The following is a 23,179-nucleotide window of genomic DNA, read 5'->3' as shown; positions in this document are numbered from 1 at the left end:
CACCCTAGGCGGTGTCGTCGACGTCGTGTCGTCACCCGTGCGCCCGGGGTGCCTGGGGTGTCCGGGGTGCCTGGGGTGCCCGGGTGAAGTCCACTTCCGACGGGGGCTCCCCCGGCCAGTTCAGCCGGGCCGGCTGCGGCCGGGTCTCGGCGAGGACGCTGCCGCGCGAGACGACGTACCGGGGCCGGACCTGACGGCGGACGGCTTCCTCGGGCGTCGGGGCGGGAAGCAGCACGAAGGACGCGGGGGCGCCCTCCCGGATCCCGTACTCGGAGGCGTCGAGCCCCAGGACCCGCGCCGCACGGTCCGTCACCATCGAGAAGGCGAGCGGGATCTCGTCCGCGCCGGTCAGCTGGGCGGCGTAGACGCCGACGAGGGCGGTCTGGAGCGGGTTGGCCGTGCCCAGCGCGTTCCAGGGGTCCATCACGTCGTCGTGGCCGAAGGCGACGTTGACCCCGGCCGCCAGCATCTCCTTGACCTGGGTGAGGCCGCGCCGCTTGGGATAGGCGTCGAACCGGCCCTGGAGGTTGAGGTTGGCGAACGGGTTGGCGACGAGGCTGATGCCCGAACGCGACAGCAGCCGCTGGAGCTTGAAGGCGTAGGCGCCGTTGTAGGAGCCCATGGCGGTCGTGTGCGAGGCGGTCGCGCGGTCGCGCAGGCCCGAGCGCAGGGCCAGGGTCGCCAGCGTCTCCACGAAACGGGACTGCTCGTCGTCGATCTCGTCGCAGTGGACGTCGACGCGCAGCCCGTGTTCCTCGGCCAGCGAGAAGGCGGTCCGCAGCGAGGCGATCCCGTCCTCGCGGGTGTCCTCGAAGTGCGGGATCGCGCCGACCACGTCCGCGCCGCGGGCCACCGCCTCGCGCAACAGCGCCGCACCGCCCGGGAAGGAGACGATGCCCTCCTGGGGGAAGGCGACGATCTGCACGGTCATGACGTCCCGGACCCGGTCGCGGACCTCCAGCAGCGCGTCGAGCGCGGTGAGGGAGGGGTCGGTGACGTCGCAGTGGGTGCGTACGTGCAGCACGCCGTTGGCGGCCTGCCAGCGCAGCACCTCGGTCGCCCGGCCGATCACGTCCTCGCGGCTCAGGGTCTTCTTGCGCTCGCTCCAGCAGGCGATGCCCTCCCAGAGGGTGCCGGAGGCGTTCGCGCGCGGCTGCCCGGCCGTCAGGGCGGTGTCCAGGTGGATGTGGGGCTCGACGAAGGGGGCGGTGAGCAGACCGCCGTGCGCCTCGATCAGCACGCCGGTCGCGGGCGGTTCCTTCTGGTCGTCGTACGGGACCACGCGCGCGATCCGGCCGTCCTCACCGACCTCCACGTCGGAGAGGCCGTCACCTGGTGTGTGGAGCAGCCGGGCACCCCGGACGATCATCCGCATGCGGCCAGCGTACGCACGCGTCGTCGTGTTTCACGTGAAACAAGCATGCGGGAGCGGAGGGCTTCAGCCACGCTTCGCCTGGGCCTTCTGCTGCATGCCCCGCGTCTTCGCGGCGATCGACTGGACGTCCCTGACCGCCGCCTTGGCACGTGCCTCGGCCGCCGTGTTCTTCGCCATCGCACGCTCGGAATCCTGGTGGCCGTGGTGACCGGTGCGCGCCTTCTTCGCCATGATCAACACCCTCTCGAAAGCGATCGGCGTACGCCCACCACCTTGCGCCCGTTCCAGCCGCTCGGCATCTCGACGCGTCACCACCGCCGGTACGGCAAGAATGGAGGGCATGACCAGCGACAGCGACCTGACCCCCGGCGACGCCCACGGAACGCGAGAGATGCCCGACTGGGAGAAGCGGTTCCGGGCCCCGCGCGTCGGCCTGCCCGACTGGGCCGAGGACGCCCCGGACCGCTCGCTCTTCGTCTCGAACGCGACCGGCACCTACGAGCTCTACGCCTGGGACCGCGCCACCGGCTCCCAGCGGCAGGCCACGGACCGGCCCAACGGCACCACCGACGGCACCCTCTCCCCCGACGGCGAGTGGATCTGGTGGTTCTCCGACACCGACGGCGACGAGTTCGGCACCTGGGTCCGGCAGCCCTTCGCGGGCGGCCCCGACGAACCCGCCACCCCCGGCCTGGAGCCCTCCTATCCCGCGGGCCTCGCCATCGGCCGGGACGGCACCGCCGTGGTCGGCCGGTCCACGGACGAGGACGGATCGACGATCCACGTCGTACGGCCCGACGGCAGCGCCCCCGCCGTCATCTACCGGCACCGCGAATCGGCCGGCGTCGGCGACCTCTCCCGCGACGGCACCCTGATCGCCATCGAGCACACCGAGCACGGCGACGCCATGCACTCGGCGCTGCGCGTGGTCACCCTCGACGGAGCCACCGTCGCCGAGCTCGACGACTCGCGGGACGGCACGCAGGAGCTGGGCCTGGAGGTCCTCGGCTTCGCACCCGTCGCCGGGGACACCCGCCTCCTCGTCGGCCACCAGCGGCGCGGCCGCTGGGAACCGATGGTCTGGAACGTGACCACCGGCACCCAGGAGGACCTCGCGATCGATCTGCCCGGCGACGTCAGCGCCGAGTGGTACCCGGACGGGTCCGCCCTGCTCATCGCGCACAGCTTCGAGGCGCGCAGTGAGCTGTGGCGCTACGACCTGGCCGCGCGGGAACTCGTCCGGGTGGACACGCCCCCGGGATCGGTGTCCGGAGCGACGGCCCGCCCGGACGGCACCGTCGAGTACCAGTGGTCCTCGGCCGCCGAACCGGCCTCCGTACGCTCCACCGCGGGCGGCGTCGTCCTCGACCCGCCCGGCTTCCGGCCGCCCGGCTCTGTCGCGGTGGAGGACGTGTGGGTGGAGGGCCCCGGCGGGCGGATCCACGCCCTCGCCCAGCGCCCCGTCGGCCACGGCGACGGACCCTTCCCCACCGTGTTCGAGATCCACGGCGGGCCCACCTGGCACGACAGCGACTCCTTCCTCGCCACCCCGGCCGCCTGGCTGGACCACGGCTTCGCGGTGGTCCGCGTCAACTACCGCGGCTCCACCGGCTACGGCCGGGAATGGACCGACGCCCTCAAGCACCGCGTCGGCCTGATCGAGCTGGAGGACATCGCCGCCGTCCGGGAATGGGCCGTGACCTCCGGCCTCGCCGACCCGGCCCGCCTCGTCCTGTCCGGCGGTTCCTGGGGCGGGTACCTGACCCTGCTCGGGCTCGGCACCCAGCCCGACGCCTGGGCCGTGGGCCTGGCGGGCGTACCCGTCGCGGACTACGTCACGGCCTACCACGACGAGATGGAAGCCCTGAAGTCCCTCGACCGCACCCTCTTCGGCGGCACCCCGGAGGAAGTCCCCGAGCGTTTCGAGGCCTCCTCCCCGCTGACGTACGTCGACGCCGTCAAGGCTCCCGTCCACATCGCCGCCGGGGTCAACGACCCGCGCTGCCCGATCCGCCAGATCGACAACTACGTCGACCGCCTCGCCGCCCGCGGCGCGGTCCACGAGGTGTACCGCTACGACGCGGGACACGGCTCGCTGGTCGTCGAGGAGCGCATCAAGCAGGTCCGCATGGACCTGGAGTTCGCCCTGAAGCACCTCGGGTGAGGAGCTCCGCCTGAGGGGCTCCCCGCCCCCGGGGCCGCCGGGACCGGGTCCGGCCCGAGCCCCGGGGGCCGGGCGGGACCCGGCCCCCCGTACCGTGGTGGCGTGCACCGGTTTCTCCTGACCCCGCGCTGGTGGGGGATCAACGTCTTCGTCGCGCTCGCCATCCCCTTCTGCCTGTTCATGGGGTCCTGGCAGCTCGGCCGCTTCGAGGACCGCGTCGGCAGCCACCGGGAGGCGACCGCGGAGCGGCCCGCCGACCAGGCGCCCGCCCCGCTGGACTCGCTGCTGCCGGTGGACACGGAGACCTCCGGACGCCTGGCGTCCACCGCCGGGGAGTACGGCCGCCAGCTCCTGGTCCCCGAGCGCAGGCTTGACGGCCGCGACGGCTTCTACGTACTGACCCTGCTGCGCACCGACTCCGGCAAGAGCGTCCCCGTAGTACGGGGCTGGCTGCCGGGGGCGGCGGACCCGGCGAAGGCCCCCGCACCGCCGGCCGGCCGGGTCGAGGTGACCGGCGCCCTGCAGTCCTCGGAGAACTCCGGGACCAAGGGCGTGCACTCCCAGGGCGGGCTGCCGGAAGGGCAGCTCGGGGTGATCGGGTCGGCCACGCTGGTCAACCTGGTGTCCGACCCCCTCTACGACGCCTGGCTGACGGTGCAGACGCCCGTGGGCGGGATGGCGCCGGTGCCCGCGAAGGCGCCGAACAACACCGGTCTGGACCTGAAGGCCTTCCAGAACCTCGGCTACACCGGCGAGTGGTTCGTCTTCGTCGCCTTCGTGCTCTTCATGTGGTTCCGGCTGTACCGCCGCGAGGTGGAGACCCTGCGGGACGCCGAGGCCGGCCTGCTGCCGCAGGAAGCCGCGGCCTCGGACGCCGCCGCCCCCGACGTGCCGGCCACCGCCTCCGCTACGGCGCGGCCTGCGGAATGATGCCCGTCCGGTAGACCGTCCCGCCGCAGGCCGCCGGGATCGTGGTCTGCGTGACCGGGGCCCCCGCCACCGGCGTGCCGGGCGTGTGGGACACCTCCACGCCGGCCGGGTCCGGTGCCGTCGTACCGCTCAGCGGGTCCACCGCCGCGTCCGTACCGGCCGCCGCCCGCTCCTGGTCCGCCGCGCCCGCCGGGGCCTGCGCCGGGCCGCCCTGTTCCGCGGGCTTGGCGGAGGGGCCGGGAGTCGCGGCCGGGCAGGACTGCGCCGAGGGCACCCAGGCGAAGCGCACCTCGTAGGCGGCGTTCGGCTGGAGCACCACCATCGGCGTCTCGGCCGACGGGTCGGGGAGCAGCCCGCTCGCCGGGTCCCCCTCCGTGTGGGACGTCACCGCCACCGCGGGCCCCTGCGCCGGCGGGGTCGTGGCCAGCGAGGCCGCCGTCACCGTGTCCGGGCCGGTGACCGTGCACCCGCGCGCCGAGACGTTGGTGACCTGGAAGCTGCCGTACACCTTGCCGTCGCTCTCGGGGGCGCGGGCGCTGCCCCGCACACCCAGTTGCTCGCCGGTGCAGGCGGGCGCGCCGGGAGCCGCCACCGGGGGCTGCTGGGCCGGGCCCGGGCCGGTGCCCGTCGTCGCGCCGGCGGTGGCTCCGGTACCGTCCGGGCCGGCCGTGACGCCACCGGACGGGGAGCCGCCTGCCTGGGGGGCCGGCCGGTCTCCGGTGCCGTCCTGCGGGGCCTGGCCGACGGACCGGGTCGACTCAGGCTGGGCCCCGGCTCCGGCGCCGTTGTGGCGCGGCTCCGAGGGGTCTCCGCTCTTGCCCTTCTGCGCCTCGCCGTGCCCGGCCATGGCCGGGCGGTCGGTGGTGGTTCCCTGCTCGCCGCCGAGGTGCAGGGCCGCCGGAATCGCGGTCCCTGCCAGCAGGGCCGCCGCGGCCGCCGCGACGAGGGCCTGCCGTTTGCGGGCCCGGCGGGCCGGCACGGCGTGGCGCAGCCGCTCCAGCGCGCCCTCGGCGGGTTCCAGGCCCTGTACGGCCCCGGCCAGCAGGCTGCGTAGCGCCTGTTCCTCACCGGCCGGCCCGGCCTGCCCGGCCGGGTCCGTGGGATTGTTCCGGTCGTCCGTCATGACTGCGCAGCCTCCATCGCCACCCTCAGCGCGGCAATGCCCCGCGAACCGTACGCCTTGACCGAGCCGAGCGATATGCCGAGCGTCTCGGCCACCTGGACCTCCGTCATGTCCGCGAAGTAGCGCAGCACCAGGACCTCGCGCTGGCGGCGCTGGAGTCCGCGCATCGACTTGATCAGGTCGTCGCGCTCCAGCTGGTCGTACGCGCCCTCCTCCGCGCTCGCCATGTCCGGCATGGGCTTCGACAGCAGCTTCAGCCCGAGGATGCGGCGGCGCAGCGCGGAGCGCGAGAGGTTCACGACGGTCTGGCGGAGATAGGCCAGGGTCTTGTCCCGATCCCGGACCCTGTTGCGGGCCGAGTGCACGCGGATGAAGGCCTCCTGGACCACGTCCTCGCAGGAGGCCGTGTCGTCGAGGAGCAGGGCCGCCAGGCCGAGGAGCGAGCGGTAGTGGGCCTGGTAGGTCTCGGTGAGGTGGTCGACCGTGGTCCCGGCTACGACCGGCTGCGCGGCGGCCGCCTCGGCTCCCGCGGCTCCCGCGGCAGCCGTGTCCGCCGCGCCGTCACGCGGCGAGGGCACGCGGCCGCCCGGGGTCGGCAGGGCGGAGGGCGTGGCGGGCGGGGCGCCGGCGGGCGGGACGGGAACGATCACGGGGAAGCCGCCGGGTGTGCCGGTGCGCCGCCGCGACGGGACGATTCCGGTGCGTGCGGGTACGACGGCGAAGTCGAGCAATGCCTCTGCCACGCCCGTATGACACGCGTCCCCCCGTCAGGGTTGTACGCGTGGGGCAGAGTCCTTCGCGATTTTCCCGTTGCCCTCATGCGTACCCGCTCTTCCCGGTTGCCCCGTTTGTCCAGGCGGCAGTCGGGCCATCACCTTGATCAAGGGATCGCCACCGATCCTACAAAGCGATTTACGCGAATTCACCTGCGATCAGTTCCGAGATCTGGGCGGCGTTCAGGGCGGCGCCCTTGCGCAGGTTGTCGGCGCACACGAAGAACTCCAGCGAGCGGGTGTCGTCGAGCGAGCGCCGCACCCGTCCCACCCAGGCCGGATCCGTTCCGGCCGCGTCCGCCGGGGTCGGGAACTCCCCCGCCGCCGGCTCGTCGACGAGGACCACCCCGGGCGCGGCCTCCAGGATCTCCCGGGCGTGCACCGCGTCCACCTCCCGCTCGAAGCGGGCCCGTACGGTCAGGGAATGCGCGGTGACGACGGGAACCTGTACGCAGGTCACCGCGACCGGCAGCGCCTCCAGGTCCAGGATCCGCCGGGTCTCCGCCCGTACGGCCAGCTCGTGCGAGGACCAGCCGTCCTCGCGCAGCTCACCGGACCAGGGCACGACGTTCAGCGCGAGCGGGGCCGCGAAGGGGCCGGTGTCCTCACCGACGGCCCGGCGGACGTCCCCGGGCTGCTCCCCGAGGGAGCTTCCGGCGACGAGCGCCAGCTGGCGGCGCAGGGCCTCGGTGCCGGCCCGGCCGGCCGCGCTGGCGGCCTGGTACGAGGAGACGGCCAGGTCGGCCAGCCCGTACTCGGCGTGCAGCGCGCCCAGCGCGGCGATCATCGCGGCGGTCACGCAGTCGGGGCCGGCGACGATGCCGCGCGGCCGGATCCGTACGGCGCGGCCGTTCACCTCGGGCACCACCAGGGGCACCTCGGGGTCGTCCCGGAAGGCGGCGGACTGGTCCACCACGACGGCGCCGCGCGCGGTCACCACGGGGGCCCAGCGCGCCGAGACCTCGTCCGGGGTCAGGAAGAGCACGACGTCGCCCGGCCCGAGGCCGTCGAAGGCGTCCTCGGTGAGGGCGATCACCTCGGTCTCCTCCCCGCGCACGGCCAGCACGCGGCCGGCCGAGCGGGAGGAGGCGATCAGGCGTATGTCGCCCCAGACGTCCGCCCGCTGGGACAGGATCTGGAGCAGGACCGAACCGACCGCTCCGGTCGCCCCGACCACGGCGAGCGCCGGGCCGGAGGACCGGGGCTGGTTCATCGTCCGGTGCCGCCGTAGACGACGGCTTCGTCGCTGTCGGAGTCGAGTCCGAAGGCCGTGTGCACGGCGCGGACGGCCTCGTTGACGTCGTCCTGGCGGGTCACGACCGAGATGCGGATCTCGGAGGTGGAGATCAGCTCGATGTTGACGCCCGCGTCGGACAGCGCCTGGAAGAACGACGCGGTGACGCCCGGGTTCGTCTTCATGCCCGCGCCGACCAGCGAGATCTTGCCGATCTGGTCGTCGTAGCGCAGCGAGTCGAAGCCGATCTGGCCCTTCGCCTTCTCCAGGGCGTCGATGGCCTTGTGGCCCTCGGCCTTGGGGAGGGTGAAGGAGATGTCCGTGAGGCCCGTGGAGGCCGCCGACACGTTCTGGACGATCATGTCGATGTTGATCTCGGCGTCCGCGATGGCGCGGAAGATCGCCGCGGCCTCGCCCGGCTTGTCCGGGACCCCGACGACCGTGATCTTGGCTTCGGAGACGTCGTGCGCGACTCCGGAGATGATGGCGTGCTCCACCTGCGCGTCCCCTTGCGGATTCTCGTTGCTGACCCAGGTGCCCGGCAGTCCGGAGAAGGACGAGCGGACGTGGATCGGGATGTTGTAGCGGCGCGCGTACTCGACGCAGCGGTGCAGCAGCACCTTGGAGCCGGAGGCCGCGAGCTCCAGCATGTCCTCGGAGGAGATCCAGTCGATCTTCTTGGCCTTCTTCACGACGCGGGGGTCCGCGGTGAAGACGCCGTCGACGTCGGTGTAGATCTCGCAGACCTCGGCGTCCAGCGCCGCGGCCAGCGCCACGGCGGTGGTGTCCGAGCCGCCGCGGCCCAGGGTGGTGATGTCCTTGGAGTCCGCGGACACGCCCTGGAAACCGGCGACGATGGCGATGTTGCCCTCGTCCAGCGCGGTGCGGATACGGCCCGGCGTCACATCGATGATGCGCGCTTTGTTGTGGACCGAGTCGGTGATCACGCCCGCCTGGCTGCCGGTGAACGACTGGGCCTCGTGGCCCAGGTTTTTGATCGCCATGGCCAGCAGGGCCATGGAGATCCGCTCTCCGGCGGTCAGCAGCATGTCGAACTCACGCCCGGCAGGCATCGGTGATACCTGCTCGGCGAGATCGATCAGCTCGTCCGTAGTGTCGCCCATCGCGGAAACCACGACGACCACCTGGTGGCCGTTCTTCTTGGCATCCACGATCCGCTTGGCGACGCGCTTGATGCCCTCGGCATCGGCTACGGAGGAGCCTCCGTACTTCTGCACGACAAGGCCCACGTGCGCTCCTCGCTCGGTCCGTCTCATTTCCGGTGCAGTCTAACGAGCGGCCGGGATACGACCGCTCCGTGCCACATCATGAGACGAAAAGATCATCGGACCGGTTGCCCCGCGGGCGCCGCGGGGCACCGTCTCAGGTACGTCCCAGCCCGCCGAGTTCCTCCGCCATGACCCGCCCGGCCTGCTCCGCGAGGTCGTCCTCGGTCAGGTCCTCGTCCGTGTCCAGCCCGTCCAGGGCGGCCAGCGGCTGGTCGAGCCGGACGTGCGAGATCAGCGACTGGAGGGCCCGGAGCGTGGCCGAGGCCGTCGGACCCCAGTTGGTGAAGTACGAGAACTGCCACCACCACAGCGCCTCGGTGATCCGGCCCGCCTGGTGGTGGATGAGGCCGTGCCGCAGGTCGGCGACCACGTCCGCCAGGTCGTCGGAGATCCGGTGCGGGACCGGGGCCTTGCGCGGCTCGTACGGGTCGAACACCTCGGAGTAGACGTCGACCGGCTCCAGCATGATCGCGAACCGCTCGCGCAGGTCGTCCACGTCCGGCTCCGGGCCCAGGTCGGGCTCGTAGCGCTCCTCGGGCAGGACGTCCTGGTACGCGCCCAGCCGGCCGCCCGCCAGCAGCAGCTGGGACACCTCCAGCAGGAGGAAGGGAACGGCGCTGTCCGGGTCCTCGCCCTTGGCCACCTCGGTGACCGCGACGATGAACGACTCGATCTGGTCCGCGATCGAGGCGGCGAAGTCGTCCGGGTCCTGACCCAGGGCGTGCAGCGTTGCGTCAGACATCGAGAAGTCGCCTTCCTTCAAAGGCCCGCCCCAGCGTGACCTCGTCCGCGTACTCCAGATCTCCCCCGACGGGGAGCCCGCTGGCCAGGCGGGTGACCTTGAGGCCCATGGGCTTGATCATGCGGGCGAGGTAGGTGGCGGTCGCCTCGCCCTCCAGGTTCGGGTCGGTCGCCAGGATCAGCTCGGTGACCGTGCCGTCCGCCAGGCGCGTCAGCAGCTCGCGGATCCGCAGGTCGTCCGGGCCGACGCCCTCGATCGGGCTGATCGCGCCGCCGAGGACGTGGTACTTGCCCCGGAACTCACGGGTCCGCTCGATCGCGACGACGTCCTTCGGCTCCTCGACCACGCAGATGACCGTGGTGTCGCGGCGCGGATCGCGGCAGATGCCACACCGCTCCTCCTGCGCCACGTTCCCGCACACCGCGCAGAACCGGACCTTGTCCTTGACCTCCAGCAGCGCGTGCGCGAGGCGGCGGACGTCGGTGGGCTCGGCCTGCAGGATGTGGAAGGCGATCCGCTGCGCGCTCTTGGGCCCGACGCCGGGCAGCCTGCCCAGTTCGTCGATCAGCTCCTGGACCACGCCTTCGTACAACGGACTGCCTTCTCTCGGTCGGGTTTCTCGGTATGGGGGATGTGCCGGACTGCGGAGGAACGGCTAGAACGGCAGGCCGGGGATGCCGCTGCCGCCGCCCAGCATCTGGGCGAGCGGGCCCATCCTCTGCTCCTGGAGCGCCTGCGCGTTCTCGTTGGCCGCCTGCACCGCGGCGACGACCAGGTCGGCCAGGGTCTCGGTGTCCTCCGGGTCCACGGCCTTCGGGTCGATCACCAGGGCCAGCAGTTCACCGGAACCGGTGACGGTCGCCTTGACCAGCCCGCCGCCGGACTGGCCCTCGACCTCGGCCCGGGCCAGCTCCTCCTGGGCCGCGGCGAGGTCCTGCTGCATCTTCTGGGCTTGCTGGAGCAGCTGCTGCATGTCGGGCTGGCCACCACCGGGAATCACTGGGCACTCACTCCGTCACCGTAGGAACGCTTGGTCAATCCGAGCCTACGTGCTCCCCGCGCGCCGCGCCCTACGCCGGGAGGACCAACTCTTTCGAGTGAGAGACGGGACGTGCACGGACCTGATGGGGCCCTCCTTGCGGGCGGAAAACCGGGGATTCGTCGTCCATCGCGTGTCATTCGAAGGTAGGAAGAGCATGCGCACCATTACGCACACGCGCACCACCACACGTCAGCGCAGGCAGAGGGAGTGCCGGGTGAGTCAGCCGGAGATGCAGCCCGAGGGGCCACCCCGGGATCCCGCAGAGGACGGCGACGGCGACCTGACCGGCCGACCGTTCCCGCTCGGGGACTGGGGCGAACCCGCGGAGCGGCTCGACGAGCTCTACCGGCGGGTGGAGGCGGACGCGCTGCGCACCGCCGAGTGGTACCTGTCCGACCGGGCGTGGAAGCGCCGGGGCGCGCGGGCCCTGCGCGCGGGCGCGGCCGCGGGCGCCGTCACGGGCGCCGCGATGCCGCTGCTGGAGCTGACGGGCTCGATCCCGGGAGCGGCCTCCTACGGGTACCTGTGCCTGCTGCTCGCGGCCGCCTGCCTGGCCTGCGACCGGTTCTTCGGGCTCACCTCGGGGTGGATGCGGGACGTGGCGACGGCGCAGGCGGTGCAGAGGCGCCTCCAGACGCTGCAGTTCGACTGGGCATCCGAGAACGTACGGGAGGTCCTGGGCCCGACCGAGGGCACCGCGAGCGAGGCCGCCGAGCGCTGCCTGACCGTGCTGCGGCGCTTCTCGGAGGACGTGACGGAGCTCGTGCGCTCGGAGACCGCGGACTGGATGGTCGAGTTCCGCGCGGGCCCGGCCCCGCTGGTGATGCAGTCCCTGGCCGGCTCCCCGGGCCGCCCCGACCCCGGCATCCCCCCGACCCGCTTCCCCCTCCCCCCGGGCACCCGCCCGAACATGCCCCGCCAACGCCCCCCGGAACAACCCCGCTGAACCCCGCCCCACCACTGCCAGTACGAGCGGGCTCTGGCCTGCCCCGCCCCACCACTGCCGGTACGGGCGGCTCCGGCCTGCCTTGCCCCGCCGGCACATGCGTGCCCCGGGCTCGCCGCCCACCCCCACCGGTGCCGGCACGTGCGTGCTCCGGCCCGCCTTGCCACTCCGGCCCCACCGGTGCAGGCGGGCCGGCCTCGCCGCCGGCGCGCGGGCTCCGGCTTCGCCGCCCCATCCCAGCCCCTCCGGCACAGGCGGGTCCCGGGCTCGCCGCCCACCGCAGGCCCCGCAGGGCGCGGACTCCGGGCTCGCCGCCCGCCGCAGGCCCCGCCGGCGCGCGGGCTGCGGCTTCGCCGCCGACCCCAGCCCCGCCGGCACAGGCGGGTCCCGGGCTCGCCGCCCCATCCCAGCCTCGCCGGCGTTTGAGGCGCGGGGGTCCGGGGGCGGAGCCCCCGGCAGCGGCGCCGCACCCGCACGGGTCCGGGCGGAGCCCGGGGAACGGAGGAAGGGCGGGGCGGGGAGCTGCACCGCGCAGCGGCACCACCCCCCGCACCCGCCCCACCGACCCAGCGGCCCACAGCCACCGGCACCGGGCCGGCCCGGCCCGGGAACAACACCCACCCCCACCCCCACCCGCCACCGGAACCCGGCGTCAGCTGAAGATGATCATCGACCCCTGCCCCAGACTCCGCGTAGCCGCCGCATGCAGCCCCAGCCACACGTGCCGCTCCCGCGCGAAGGGACTCTCGTCGTACGGGATCGGCCCCGCCGACTCCTCCAGCGACGTCGGCCGCCCCGGCGGCGCCGGCGCGGCGGGCGGGTTCCCCGGGTCTATCCCGATCGCCGGGGCGACCACCACGAGCTCCCGCAGCAGCCCCTGCGCCGACCCCAGCGGCCCGCCCCCGGCCAGCAGCTCCTCGTTGGCCAGCGGAGCCGCGAAGTCCACCGGAACGTAGGCCCCCGCGTGGTCGTAGTGCCACACCAGGTGCGACTGCTGGGCCGTGGGCTCGAACATCTCCAGCAGCTGCTCGTAGTCCCCGCCCAGCTCGTCCACCGGCGTCACCGGCAGCCCGCAGATCTGGAGCAGGTACGCCCGCCGCAGGAAGTGCAGGGCGTCGTAGTCGAAGCCGGCCACCGGGGCCACGTCCCCGCTCAGGCCCGGCATGTACGCGAACACGGGCACGGACGGCAGCCCCGCCTCGCCCAGCGCCTTGTCGTACGAGGCGATTTCCTCCGCGAAGGGATTGTCGGGGCTGTGGCACAGCACATCGACAAGGGGGACCAGCCACAGGTCACAGGCCACGCGGGCTCCGATCAGTCGGATCAGTCGTGTCGATTGCCACTGATCCGGTCAGCGTAGTGTGCCGGACACGCTCCGCGAAGGGGTGCGCAAAGACCGGGGCCCCGACGTGACGCGACGCCGCGCTCAGAGCCCGGCGGCCCAGTCCAGCCCGTGCTGGTTGTACGCGCGCACGATGCGCCGCACCTCGTCGGCGTCCGCCAGCGTCACCGCGTCGACGAGCTCGTTGTGCCCGTCCCACAGCGCGGTCCGCAGCTCCGGCGCACCCTGGAGGTACGGCACGGAGAAGACCCAGCACTGCACCCTGATCCGGTGCAGGAACTCGGAGATGTACGTGTTGCCGACGAGCCCGCTCAGCTCCCGCCAGAACCGCAGGTCGTAGCCGATCAGCACTTCGAGCGAACCGCTCTGCGCGGCCCGGCGGGCCTCCTCGGCCCGGCGCCGCACGGACACCAGCATTTCGCCGGACCCGTGCGCGGTACCGCGTTCGACGAGCCGGCGGAAGATGCCGTCCAGTATCAGCGTCCGCGCCTCGATCATGCCCCGGAAGTCGTCGACGGAGTAGACGCGGACCCGGAACCCCCGGTGCGTGGCGGACTCCAGCAGCCCCTGTGCGGCGAGGTCCACGAGTGCCTCGCGCACCGGGGTCGCGGAGACCTCGTACTGCTCGGCGATCTGCTTGACCGTGAACTCGGTGCCCGGCGGGAGACGTCCCGCGAGCACCTCGTCACGCAGTGCGTCCGCGATCTGCTGCCGAAGGGTGTTGCGGGTGACACCTCCGCTGCCTGGCATAGGGGTCCGTCTCCTCCATAGAACTTCGGACACCTTAGGCCAGGCAGCGCGGCCGAAACCGAACGGTTCGTGGCCGGTATGCGGATATACCGACCGTTATACGGACGCTCAGCCTCCGGTGGTGTGCCGGTCGGCGACGGTCAGCGCCTCGTCGAGCAGCGCGAGGCCCTCCTTGGCCTCGGCCTCCGTGACCGTGCACGGGGGAACGACGTGCGTCCGGTTCATGTTGACGAAGGGCCACAGGCCGGACGCCTTGCAGGCCGCCGCGAACTCGGCCATCGGCGCGTTCGCCGCGCCCGCCGCGTTGTACGGCACGAGCGGCTCGCGCGTCTCCTTGTCCCGTACGAGTTCCAGGGCCCAGAAGGTCCCCAGGCCCCGGACCTCACCGACCGACGGGTGCCGCTCGGCGATCTCGGCGAGCGCCGGACCGATCACGTTCTCCCCGATGTGGGCGGCGTTCGCGACGATGCCCTCCTCCTCCATCGTGTTGATCGTCGCGACGGCGGCGGCGCAGGCCAGCGGATGCCCGGAGTACGTCAGTCCGCCCGGGTAGGGGCGGGTGGCGAAGGTCTCGGCGATGGCGGCGGAGACGGCGACGCCGCCGAGCGGGACGTACCCGCTGTTGACCCCCTTGGCGAAGGTGATCAGGTCCGGGGTGACGTCCCAGTGCTCGGCGGCGAACCACTTGCCGGTGCGGCCGAAGCCCGACATGACCTCGTCCAGGATGAAGACGATGCCGTGGCGGTCGCAGAGCTCGCGCACGCCGGCCAGGTAGCCGGGGGGCGGGGTCATGATCCCGGCGGTGCCGGGCACCGACTCCAGGATGATCGCGGCGACGGTCTGCGGGCCCTCGAAGGCGAGGGTGTCGGCGAGGTGGGCGAGGGCGCGCTCGCACTCCTCGGCCTCCGTGGCGGCGTGGAAGGGGGAGCGGTAGAGGAAGGGACCCCAGAAGTGCACGACTCCGGCCGAGGCGGTGTCCGAGGGCCAGCGGCGCGGGTCGCCGGTCAGGTTGATCGCGGCGGCGGTGGCCCCGTGGTAGGAGCGGTAGGTGGACAGCACCTTCTGGCGGCCGGTGTGCAGACGGGCCATCCGTACGGCGTTCTCCACGGCCTCGGCGCCGCCGTTGGTGAAGAAGATCTTGTCGAGGTCCCCGGGGGTCCGCTCGGCGATGAGGCGTGCGGCCTCGGAGCGGACGTCCACGGCGAAGCCGGGGGCGAGGGTGCAGAGCCGGCCGGCCTGCTCCTGCACGGCCGCGACCACCTTGGGGTGCTGGTGGCCGATGTTGGTGTTGACGAGCTGGGAGGAGAAGTCGAGGAAGCGGTTCCCGTCGTAGTCCCAGAAGTACGACCCCTCGGCACCGGCGACGGCGAGCGGGTCGATCAGGGCCTGGGCGGACCACGAGTGGAAGACGTGAGCGCGGTCGGCGGCCTTCACGGTCGCGCCGGTGACATGAGGGATCATGCGGTCACGCTAGAAGTGCGCAGGTGGGAAGGGACATCGGCGGACTGTATGGGGGTGGGGGGCCGCCCTCGGCAGTCTGTCTGCCGACCGCGTCCGCCCGCCGCCCACCACTCCCCCCATTGACAGCACACTGTCGAAATGACAGTCTCTTGTCATCGGCCCGGTACGGCCCTACACAGCTGGAGGCGAGCACCATGAGCGAGACCCCCCGCAAGCCCGTCCACCTCGCGGTCTACGACACCTACGCGGACTGGGAGACCGGCCACACCACCGCGCACCTCACCCAGCGCGGCCACGAGGTCCGTACGGTCGGCCCCGCCGCCGGACTGCCGGTCACCACCATGGGCGGCCTCCGCGTCCAGCCCGACCTCTCCCTCGCCGAACTGCGGCCCGAAGACTCCTCGCTGCTGATCCTCACGGGCGCCTCGCTGTGGGACACCGGTGACGACCTGGCCCCCTTCGCGGCGAAGGCCCGCGAGTTCCTGGCGGCCGGAGTACCGGTCGCGGCGATCTGCGGAGCCACGGCGGGGCTCGCCCGGGAAGGCCTGCTGGACGACCGCCGGCACACCAGCGCGGTCTCCTTCTACCTGGCGGAACAGCCCGGCTACGGCGGCGCAGGGCAGTACGTCGACGCGGACGCCGTCACCGACGGCGACCTGATCACGGCGGGCCCGACGGAGCCGGTGGCCTTCGCCCGCGAGGTCTTCGCCCGCCTCGACGTGTACAAGCCGGACGTACTCGACGCCTGGTACCGGCTCTTCCACCACTCCGACGAGAGCGCGTACCCGGTGCTGATGGCGGCGGGCGAGGCCGGCGATGCCTGAACCACTGCCCCTCGGGGAGGCGGCCGGACCGTCCCCCGCGTCCCCCCTCTCCCCTCGGGAGCGGCAGGACCTGCTGAGCCGCACCGCGCTCGGGGTGTTCCAGCTGAACGGCCAGTTCCTCGCCATCTCGGAGGAACTGGCCCGCCCGGCCGGGCTGACGGCCGCGTGGTGGCAGGTGCTGGGCGCCGTACTGCGGGAACCGCTGCCGGTCGCGGGCATCGCCCGGTCCATGGGCATCACCCGCCAGAGCGTGCAGCGCATCGCGGACCTGCTCGCCGCGAAGGGACTCGCCGAGTACGTCCCGAACCCGGCCCACCGGCGCGCGAAGCTGCTGCGCCCGACCGAGGAGGGCCGCGCCGCGATCGCCCGCATCAACCCCGGCCACGCCGCACTCGCCACCCGCCTCGCCGAGGAACTGGGCGAAACCGCCTTCGCGGAAACGGCCCGAACCCTGGAACGCCTCGCGACGGCCCTGACGACCATCACCTCACGCCCCTGACCCCGGCTTCCCGACACCACCGGCCCTCCCACACACCTGGTTTCCTGACCCCCCGGCCCTCCCGCACACCCGGCTTCCCGACCCCATCGGACCTCCCGCACACCCGGCCTCGCGACCTCACCGGACCTCCCGCACACCCGGTCTCGCGCCAGCGGCACGTCCGGCCCCGCCGGGCCCCGACCCCGCACAGCCTGCTCGCGCCTGGAGCCCCGCCGCACCACCCAGCCCCGCCGGCGTTTGAGGCGCGGGGGTCCGGGGGCAGCGCCCCCGGCAACGGCGCCCCACCCGCATCCGCAGGCGCGGACGCAGCCCGGCCCATCCAGCCCCACCCCTCCGGGCTCCGGCCCGCCGGGCTCCGGCCACGCACAGCCCGCTCGCGCCTGGAGCCCCGCCGCACCACCCAGCCCCGCCGGCGTTTGAGGCACGGGGGTCCGGGGGCAGCGCCACCCGGCAACGGCGCCGCACCCGCATCCGGATCCCGGCCGGCCAGGCCAACCGCAACCGCCCCCACGGCCGGAACCGTCCCTCCCCCTGCGGAGCCCACCGCATTACGCTCGGCCCGTCCGGCCAGTGTCAGGGGGAAGGACCACCCGGCGATGGAACAGCTGCACCCCGCCGACCCGCACCACATCGGCCCCTACCGTCTCCTGTCCCGCCTCGGCGCCGGCGGCATGGGCCAGGTGTACCTCGCCCGGTCCGACCGGGGCCGTACCGTCGCCGTGAAGCTCGTCCACCCCGCCCTGGCCCTCCGCGAGGAGTTCCGCAGCAGGTTCCGCCACGAGGTCGCCGCCGCCCGCCGCGTCGGCGGGGCCTGGACGGCCCCCGTCCTCGAAGCCGACACCGAGGCCGAGGTCCCCTGGTTCGCCACCGGCTACATCGCCGGTCCCAGCCTGCGCCAGGCCGTCGCGCACGACTTCGGTCCCCTCCCCGCCCGCACCGTGCGGATCCTCGCCTCCGGTCTGGCCCGCGCCCTCCAGGACATCCACCGCGCCGGACTCATCCACCGGGACCTGAAGCCGTCCAACGTCCTGCTGACCGTCGACGGCCCCCGCGTCATCGACTTCGGCATCGCCCGGCCCCCGCAGCGACCCCCGGGAAGCCCCGACGCGGGCCTCACCCGGACCGGCGAACTCATCGGCTCCCCCGGCTTCATGGCCCCGGAACAGGTGCTCGGCGGGCCCGTCACCCCCGCCGTCGACGTGTTCTGCCTCGGCGCCGTCCTGGCCTACGCCGCCACCGGCCGGCTGCCCTTCGGGGACGCGGAGCACCCCGGCGGCGGCGCCGGCCTCCTGCTCCGCGTCATCGAAGCGGAACCGGATCTGGACGGCGTGCCGGCGGACCTGCGCGCACTCGTCGCGGACTGCCTGCACAAGGATCCCGCCGCGCGACCGGATCCGGCGGCGATCCTGGCGCGGATCGGCGCGGGGGACACCGTCGCCGACGAACGGACCTCGGAGCCCTGGCTTCCCGCGCCGCTGGTGGCACAGCTCGGGCGGCACGCCGCCCAGCTCCTCCAGCGCGAGGACGGCGGCCCGGACCGCGCACCCGACCCCGCACCGGCACCGCCGCCCCCGCCCACACCCGCACCGGCTCCCGCCCGCCGGCCCCAGCCCGCCACGTACGCCTACGCGCCGGCCGCCCCCGAAGCTTCGTCCCGCCCGCACACGGCGTCGACGGTGTTCCTGCTGGTGGTCGCCGTCGTCGTCGCCATAGCGGCCGGCGGCACGGTGTACGCCGTCATGAGCACCGACCCGGCGCCGCGCTCCCCCGTGCCGTCCCCGGCCGTCGGCGTGGGCGGCCCGCAGTCCGACGTCCCTTCGGCCGGGAGCCGGAGCGCGCCTCCCACCGGAAGCCCCGCCGGAACCTCCCCCGGCGTACTGCCCGAGGCGTACACCGGTACCTGGCGTGCCACCTCCGGAACCTCGACCTGGCGCCTTACCCTCGCTCCCGGCTCCGTCGGCGACCCCGTCATGACCCTGCGCGTCGAGAACCCGGGCTACGTCTGCTCCTGGCGAGCGCCCCTGCGCAAGGCCCCCGATCCCGTGGAACTCGACGCCTCCGCCGTCGTCTCCGGCCACCCTCCGACCTGCACGTCCGGCAGCCCGAGCCGACTGCGCCTGCTGCCCGACGGCACCCTCCGGCGCGAGCTGGAGGAGGCATCGATTCCCCCTCTCACGTATCACCGGGAGTAGCCACCGGTCGATTGTGTCGAAGTCAATAAGCCTGCAAGCAAAGCTTGTTGCGTGCGAGCGGCCCGTCGCACACTGCGGCACATGGAGCCGTTGAGGGTAGTGGCACAACTGTGGGAGCGGATCGAGGCACGCGACTGGGACGGCGTGACCGGGCTCATCGCCGAGGACGCCGTCATCGAATGGCCGGTCAGCGGCGAACGCATCGTCGGCCGGGCCAACTTCATCGCCGTCCTCCGTGACGAAGGCGTCGCGGACGGCGGCGCGGACGAGAGGACCACCGGACCGGTGGAGGTCCTGCGCATCCTCGCGGACGGGGATCTCGTCGTCACCGAGGTGGAGATACCCGAGGACCACGTCCTCTACCGGGCCGTGTCCCTGTGGACCGTGCGGGACGGGGAGATCGTCGGCGCCCGCGAGTACTGGACCAGCCCCGGCCAGGACCCGGCACCCCGCTGGAGAGCCGGATACGTCGAGCCGCTGGTGGCAGACTGAGCCGCGTGCTCACACAACTCGTCGCCGCGACCGGGGTACTGGCCCTGCTGACCGTCGTACCCGGACCGGACATGGCGATCGTGACCAGGCGGGCCGTCTCGCGCGGGCGGGCCGACGGGCTGCGCACGGTCGGCGGGATCGCCGTCGGGCTGCTGCTCTGGGGCGCCCTGACCGTCGCCGGGCTCGCCGCACTGCTCGCCGCCTCGGCCGAGGTGTACCTGGTGGTGAAGCTCGCGGGGGCCGCGTACCTGTGCTTCCTCGGCATCCAGTCCCTGCGCCGGCCGGGCGCGGGCACGGAACCGGCAGCGGACATGGGTACCGAGCCGGGCACCAGCAGCGAGCCGGGCACGGGCGGCGCCGCCGGCGGGGGCGAGCGCGGCGGAACGGCCGGCGCCTGGCGGACCGGGCTGGTCGCCAACGCCCTCAACCCGAAGATCGCCGTGTTCTACACCGGCCTGCTGCCCACCCTCGCCCCGGAGGGCCTGCCCCCGGCGGCGGGAATGGCGCTCCTGGTCCTGGTCCACGTCCTGCTGACCGTGGCCTGGCTGAGCACCTACGTCTACGTGCTGTCCCGCGCCCGGCAGTACTTCGCGCGCCCGCGCGTCCGCCGGACGATGGACCGGGTGACGGGCATCGTCCTGATCGGCTTCGGCGTGCGCGTGGCGACGTCGACGACGTAGCTCCCGCGTAGGGCCCTCCCCCAACAGGCGGGCTACCCCACGAGCCGGTCGAGCTCCTCGGCGATGGCGGCGCGTACCGCGTCGTGGCGGGGAGCCAGCGCGTACCGGTCTCCGCGCCAGAACTCCTCGTCCTCGTAGAGCCAGACCGGCCGCCGGACGATGTCGTCGGGCTCCCAGTCGTAGCGCGGCCAGATGTGGGCGTGCAGGTACGGGTCGGTGTTGCCCAGGATCTCGATGTTCACGCGGCGAAAGGCCGGGTCGAGGCGCGCGCAGGCCCGCTCGACGGCCTCGGCGAGCCGCTCCAGGTCGGTGAGGTATGCGATCCGGCGCGCCGGCGGCAGTTCGGAGAGCCGGGTCACGGTGGGGTCGTCGGTGAGCAGCACGGTGTACCCGGGCAGGAACTGCCGGTCTCCGATGGCCGCGAAGCCCGAGTCGAGGCGGCGCAGGACGGTGGGGTTCTCCCCCCGGTGCGCGCTGCCGATGCGGTCTTTTCGCCAGTCGATCTTGGTCATTCCCGGACCCTAACGGACGGCCCGGCGGGCGCGGCAGCCTCGGCAGACGCTCGACACGGGCCTGCGGATGGCTCTCGGGTAGGGCTCGTCATACCTGAGAGCTACGCGCGAAGGCGGCTCCGTAGCGTGACGCCGACGAGGGTCCTTGATCCCTAACTTCGGTACCAGAGCGGGTGCTTGCCCGGTCAAGACCGCAGGACAGGGAAGAGGGAACGCGTCATGAGCAAGGGCAGCCGCATCCGCCGTACTCTGCTGGCCGGCCTCGTCGCCGCGGCCGTCGCGTTCCCCGTGTCCGCCGCCGCGTCCCCGCTGGTGCCCGCTCCCGGGCCCCTGGCCTTCGCGGACTCCGCGAGCGCGCAGGAGAGGTACGCCGCCAACCTCGGCAACCTGGCGGAGGCGGCCCGGATGGCGCAGGACGCGGGCCGCGGGGACCGGGCCGCGAAACTCCGGGCCATGGCCGTGACTTCAGCCGACGGGGCGGAGCGGGCCGGTTCCGCGTCCCGGTTCCTCGCCTTCGACGGCAGGGGGCGGGGGCTCGCCGTCGAGGTGCTCGGCGACCTGGACACCGCCGACCGGATAGCGGTCCTGGTACCCGGCTCCGACACCACCCTGGACACCTACCAGCGCTTCCGTGAGGGGGCGTTCGCCCTCCAGCAGCGCCTCCAGGCCGATCATCCGCGTTCCGCCGTGATCGCCTGGCTCGGGTATGACACCCCGGGCACGGTCAGCACCACCGTCCTGACCGCCCGGCGCGCCGACCGGGCCGCCCACGAACTGGGCCCCTTCCTCTCCCGGTTGCGGACCCTGACCGCCGACGGGGCCCGGATCTCGCTCCTCTGCCACTCCTACGGCTCCGTCGTCTGCGCCCGCACCGAGACCGGACCCGGCGTGACCGACATGGCCCTGTTCGGCAGCCCGGGCACGGGGGCCGGGGCCGCCGCCGACCTGCCGACCGGGGCCCGGGTCTGGGCCGGGCGGGGCAGCGAGGACTGGATCGGCGGGGTCCCCCACGTGCGGCTCGGACCGCTCGGGTTCGGTACCGATCCCGTGGACCCGGCGTTCGGGGCGCAGGCCTTCGACGCGGGCTCCGCCGGTCACAGCGACTACCTGAAGCCGGGCACCGCTTCCCTCGACGCCCTGGCCCGCATCGTCCTCGGCCCCCCGTCTCCCGCCGGCCCTTCTCCGGCCACCCCCGTGGAGGCCCGCCGTGCGTAGGCTCTCCGCCCGCTGGTCCGCCCTCGTGGACCGCGTCGACCGGGCCACCCCCGACCACCGGGACCGGTCCGTGGACGCCCTGCGGGCCCTCGCGATCCTCGGGGTGGTCCTCGGACACTGGCTGGTCACCGCGCTGACCACCACCGCCGAGGGTGGCCTCAAGACCGGCAGCCCGCTGGCTCACATGCCCTGGCTGGCCCCGGTCTCCTGGGTGTTCCAGACCCTGGCCGTGTTCTTCCTGGTCGGCGGTCACGTCGCGGCCCGGAGCCTCGCCTCGGCGCGAGCACGCGAGGTCCCGTACGGCACCTGGGTCGGGCAGCGCCTCGGCCGGCTGTTCCGGCCGGTGGCCGCGGTGCTCGGCCTGTGGGCCCTCGCCGCGGGCGGGATGCTGCTCGGCGGGGCTCAGTTGGACACCGTTACGACGCTGCTCAAGCTGGTGTGGTCGCCGCTGTGGTTCCTGCTGGTGTTCGCCGCGCTCACCGCGGCCACCCCGCTCGTCGCACGGCTCTCCCCGGTGGTCCCGCTGGCCGTGGTGGTGGGCGTGGACGTGTGGCGGTTCGGCTTCGGCGGGCCCGAGTGGACCGGCTGGATCAACCTCGCGGCCGGCTGGCTCGTCCCCTACACCGCAGGGATCGCCTGGTCCCGGGGCCTGCTCACCGGACTCCGTCGGGCCGTGCTCCTGGCTGTCGGTGGGGCGGCCACCACGGCGGCCCTGGTCCTGTGGTGCGGATACCCGGCGTCCATGGTGGGGGTCCCCGGGGCGGCGGTCTCCAATCTGAACCCGCCCACGCTGGCCGCCGTCACCTTCGGTCTCGCCCAGTGCGGCCTGGCCCTGCTCCTCCGCGCACCGCTGGCGCGGGCCCTGAGCCGGCCCCGGAGTTGGGCTGTGGTGGCGCTGCTGAACATGTCGGCGATGACCGTCTTCCTCTGGCACCAGACCGCCATGATGGCCGTCACCGCCGTCGGGTTGTCGTTCTCCTCCGGACTGCCCGGGCTGCACACCGTGCCGGGCTCGGTGTCCTGGATCGGGGCCCGGCTGCTGTGGCTCCCGGTGTTCGCGGCGGCGCTGGCCGTCTGCTGGGCCGCGTTCCGCGCCCATGAGCGACCCCGGCCCCCGCGCACGGCGCCGCCCGGCAGCACCTTGCCGCGCACGTCCGGGCCCGCTCGCACAACCCCGCGCCCCGTCCGAACCGTGCCGATACCCACGCCCCCGCCGATACCCGTACCGACTGCGACCACCCCCCGCCCCTAACCCAAACCATGACCCCGCCCCGTCCCCGTACCGCTCCGGCCCGTCCCAGCCCGGCCCAGCCCGGGCCTGGCCCCGACCCCGCGTTTGCCCCGAGCTCAGCCCTGTGCCTGGGCCCGCACCCGTCCCTGAACCCGACCCCAGCCCTGTCGCCAAGACCGACCCCCGAGCACACGCCCGGCCCAGTCCTCAGCTCAAGGCCCAGCCCCAACGCTGGCCCTGACCCCGGATCCGGGCCCCGGCTCGGCCCCAAGCCCGGGTCGAAAACGGCCCCAAGCCCGGGACCAGCCCCCGAGCCCCGGACCGAGTCCGGATCCCAGATCCAGGTCCAGGTCCGGATCCCCG

At 73.5% G+C, this 23,179-nt stretch carries 23 protein-coding genes; 10 read left to right on the top strand and 13 right to left on the bottom strand.

What is annotated here, in order from left to right; all coding sequences use genetic code 11:
• Positions 1-31 precede the first annotated feature (31 nt).
• Both codA and AC07B0_RS16060 read right to left on the bottom strand, forming a co-directional pair.
• Entirely contained in the window at positions 32-1,375 is a 1,344-nt protein-coding gene (gene codA, locus AC07B0_RS16065; RefSeq protein ID WP_356872833.1) for a cytosine deaminase, read from the bottom strand.
• 63 nt (positions 1,376-1,438) lie between these two features.
• Entirely contained in the window at positions 1,439-1,606 is a 168-nt protein-coding gene (locus AC07B0_RS16060) for a hypothetical protein (RefSeq protein WP_356872835.1), read from the bottom strand.
• 109 nt (positions 1,607-1,715) lie between these two features.
• On the opposite strand from AC07B0_RS16060, the gene AC07B0_RS16055 reads away from it, so the two are divergent.
• Positions 1,716-3,539 carry a S9 family peptidase gene (locus AC07B0_RS16055; protein ID WP_356872836.1) on the top strand — a complete coding sequence of 608 codons (1,824 nt, stop codon included), beginning with the start codon at positions 1,716-1,718 and terminating at the stop codon, positions 3,537-3,539.
• A gap of 102 nt (positions 3,540-3,641) precedes the next feature.
• Positions 3,642-4,469, top strand: a complete 828-nt coding sequence (locus tag AC07B0_RS16050; protein WP_478898438.1) for an SURF1 family protein — start codon at positions 3,642-3,644, stop codon at positions 4,467-4,469.
• Here AC07B0_RS16050 and AC07B0_RS16045 read toward each other — a convergent pair.
• The 7 genes from AC07B0_RS16045 to AC07B0_RS16015 form a co-directional block, all read right to left on the bottom strand.
• Entirely contained in the window at positions 4,447-5,592 is a 1,146-nt protein-coding gene (locus AC07B0_RS16045) for a hypothetical protein (protein WP_478898436.1), read from the bottom strand. The two genes, AC07B0_RS16050 and AC07B0_RS16045, sit on opposite strands and share 23 nt — an antisense overlap.
• A complete protein-coding gene (locus AC07B0_RS16040) occupies positions 5,589-6,323 on the bottom strand; it encodes a SigE family RNA polymerase sigma factor (protein ID WP_467295771.1) in 735 nt (244 codons plus the stop codon). The genes AC07B0_RS16045 and AC07B0_RS16040 overlap by 4 nt, the downstream gene beginning before the upstream one ends.
• Before the next feature lie 181 nt (positions 6,324-6,504).
• Positions 6,505-7,578: an aspartate-semialdehyde dehydrogenase gene (locus tag AC07B0_RS16035; protein ID WP_356872844.1), complete on the bottom strand. Its 1,074-nt coding sequence runs from the start codon at positions 7,576-7,578 to the stop codon at positions 6,505-6,507.
• Entirely contained in the window at positions 7,575-8,849 is a 1,275-nt protein-coding gene (locus AC07B0_RS16030) for an aspartate kinase (RefSeq protein WP_356872846.1), read from the bottom strand. Before AC07B0_RS16030 ends, AC07B0_RS16035 begins: the two co-directional genes overlap by 4 nt.
• 133 nt (positions 8,850-8,982) lie before the next feature.
• Complete coding sequence (locus AC07B0_RS16025) at positions 8,983-9,630, bottom strand: DUF5063 domain-containing protein (RefSeq protein WP_356872848.1); 648 nt, start codon at positions 9,628-9,630, stop codon at positions 8,983-8,985.
• Positions 9,623-10,222 (bottom strand): recombination mediator RecR, encoded by a 600-nt coding sequence (gene recR / locus AC07B0_RS16020; RefSeq protein ID WP_356872850.1) that lies wholly within the window; start codon positions 10,220-10,222, stop codon positions 9,623-9,625. Before recR ends, AC07B0_RS16025 begins: the two co-directional genes overlap by 8 nt.
• A gap of 63 nt (positions 10,223-10,285) precedes the next feature.
• Positions 10,286-10,630: a YbaB/EbfC family nucleoid-associated protein gene (locus AC07B0_RS16015; protein WP_356872852.1), complete on the bottom strand. Its 345-nt coding sequence runs from the start codon at positions 10,628-10,630 to the stop codon at positions 10,286-10,288.
• 256 nt (positions 10,631-10,886) lie between these two features.
• Between AC07B0_RS16015 and AC07B0_RS16010 the strand changes: the two genes are divergently transcribed.
• Positions 10,887-11,618, top strand: a complete 732-nt coding sequence (locus AC07B0_RS16010; protein ID WP_467295702.1) for an SLATT domain-containing protein — start codon at positions 10,887-10,889, stop codon at positions 11,616-11,618.
• A gap of 652 nt (positions 11,619-12,270) precedes the next feature.
• On the opposite strand, the gene AC07B0_RS16005 is transcribed toward AC07B0_RS16010, so the two are convergent.
• From AC07B0_RS16005 to AC07B0_RS15995, 3 genes are all read right to left on the bottom strand, one after another.
• Positions 12,271-12,921, bottom strand: coding sequence for a hypothetical protein (locus tag AC07B0_RS16005; protein WP_356884248.1), 651 nt, complete (start codon positions 12,919-12,921; stop codon positions 12,271-12,273).
• Between the two features lie 123 nt (positions 12,922-13,044).
• Entirely contained in the window at positions 13,045-13,710 is a 666-nt protein-coding gene (locus tag AC07B0_RS16000) for a GntR family transcriptional regulator (RefSeq protein ID WP_356884250.1), read from the bottom strand.
• A 108-nt stretch (positions 13,711-13,818) separates the two neighbouring features.
• Positions 13,819-15,171 carry an aminotransferase class III-fold pyridoxal phosphate-dependent enzyme gene (locus AC07B0_RS15995; protein ID WP_478898434.1) on the bottom strand — a complete coding sequence of 451 codons (1,353 nt, stop codon included), beginning with the start codon at positions 15,169-15,171 and terminating at the stop codon, positions 13,819-13,821.
• A 194-nt stretch (positions 15,172-15,365) separates the two neighbouring features.
• Between AC07B0_RS15995 and AC07B0_RS15990 the strand changes: the two genes are divergently transcribed.
• From AC07B0_RS15990 to AC07B0_RS15970, 5 genes are all read left to right on the top strand, one after another.
• The gene (locus AC07B0_RS15990) at positions 15,366-15,995 is read left to right on the top strand and encodes a type 1 glutamine amidotransferase family protein (RefSeq protein WP_356884254.1); all 630 of its coding nucleotides are present in this window, start codon (positions 15,366-15,368) and stop codon (positions 15,993-15,995) included.
• Positions 15,988-16,494 (top strand): MarR family winged helix-turn-helix transcriptional regulator, encoded by a 507-nt coding sequence (locus AC07B0_RS15985; protein WP_478898432.1) that lies wholly within the window; start codon positions 15,988-15,990, stop codon positions 16,492-16,494. The genes AC07B0_RS15990 and AC07B0_RS15985 overlap by 8 nt, the downstream gene beginning before the upstream one ends.
• A 596-nt stretch (positions 16,495-17,090) precedes the next feature.
• Positions 17,091-18,686 carry a serine/threonine-protein kinase gene (locus AC07B0_RS15980; protein ID WP_478898430.1) on the top strand — a complete coding sequence of 532 codons (1,596 nt, stop codon included), beginning with the start codon at positions 17,091-17,093 and terminating at the stop codon, positions 18,684-18,686.
• Positions 18,687-18,767: 81 nt separating this feature from the next.
• Positions 18,768-19,178, top strand: a complete 411-nt coding sequence (locus AC07B0_RS15975; protein WP_478898428.1) for a nuclear transport factor 2 family protein — start codon at positions 18,768-18,770, stop codon at positions 19,176-19,178.
• Between the two features lie 5 nt (positions 19,179-19,183).
• Positions 19,184-19,858, top strand: coding sequence for a LysE family translocator (locus tag AC07B0_RS15970; protein WP_478898426.1), 675 nt, complete (start codon positions 19,184-19,186; stop codon positions 19,856-19,858).
• 32 nt (positions 19,859-19,890) lie between these two features.
• Here AC07B0_RS15970 and AC07B0_RS15965 read toward each other — a convergent pair whose 3' ends face one another.
• The gene (locus AC07B0_RS15965) at positions 19,891-20,370 is read right to left on the bottom strand and encodes an HIT family protein (RefSeq protein WP_467295713.1); all 480 of its coding nucleotides are present in this window, start codon (positions 20,368-20,370) and stop codon (positions 19,891-19,893) included.
• Between the two features lie 219 nt (positions 20,371-20,589).
• Here AC07B0_RS15965 and AC07B0_RS15960 point away from each other — a divergent pair, with 219 nt between their 5' ends.
• Together AC07B0_RS15960 and AC07B0_RS15955 are read left to right on the top strand one after the other, a co-directional pair.
• A complete protein-coding gene (locus AC07B0_RS15960) occupies positions 20,590-21,585 on the top strand; it encodes an alpha/beta hydrolase (protein WP_478898424.1) in 996 nt (331 codons plus the stop codon).
• Entirely contained in the window at positions 21,578-22,837 is a 1,260-nt protein-coding gene (locus tag AC07B0_RS15955) for an acyltransferase family protein (protein WP_478898422.1), read from the top strand. The genes AC07B0_RS15960 and AC07B0_RS15955 overlap by 8 nt, the downstream gene beginning before the upstream one ends.
• Positions 22,838-23,179 lie beyond the last annotated feature (342 nt).

The sequence above is a fragment of the Streptomyces sp. NPDC044704 genome, from assembly GCF_056433525.1.
The sequence above is the reverse complement of the archived record's forward strand: the minus strand, read 5'-3'. Positions and strand labels throughout refer to the sequence as shown.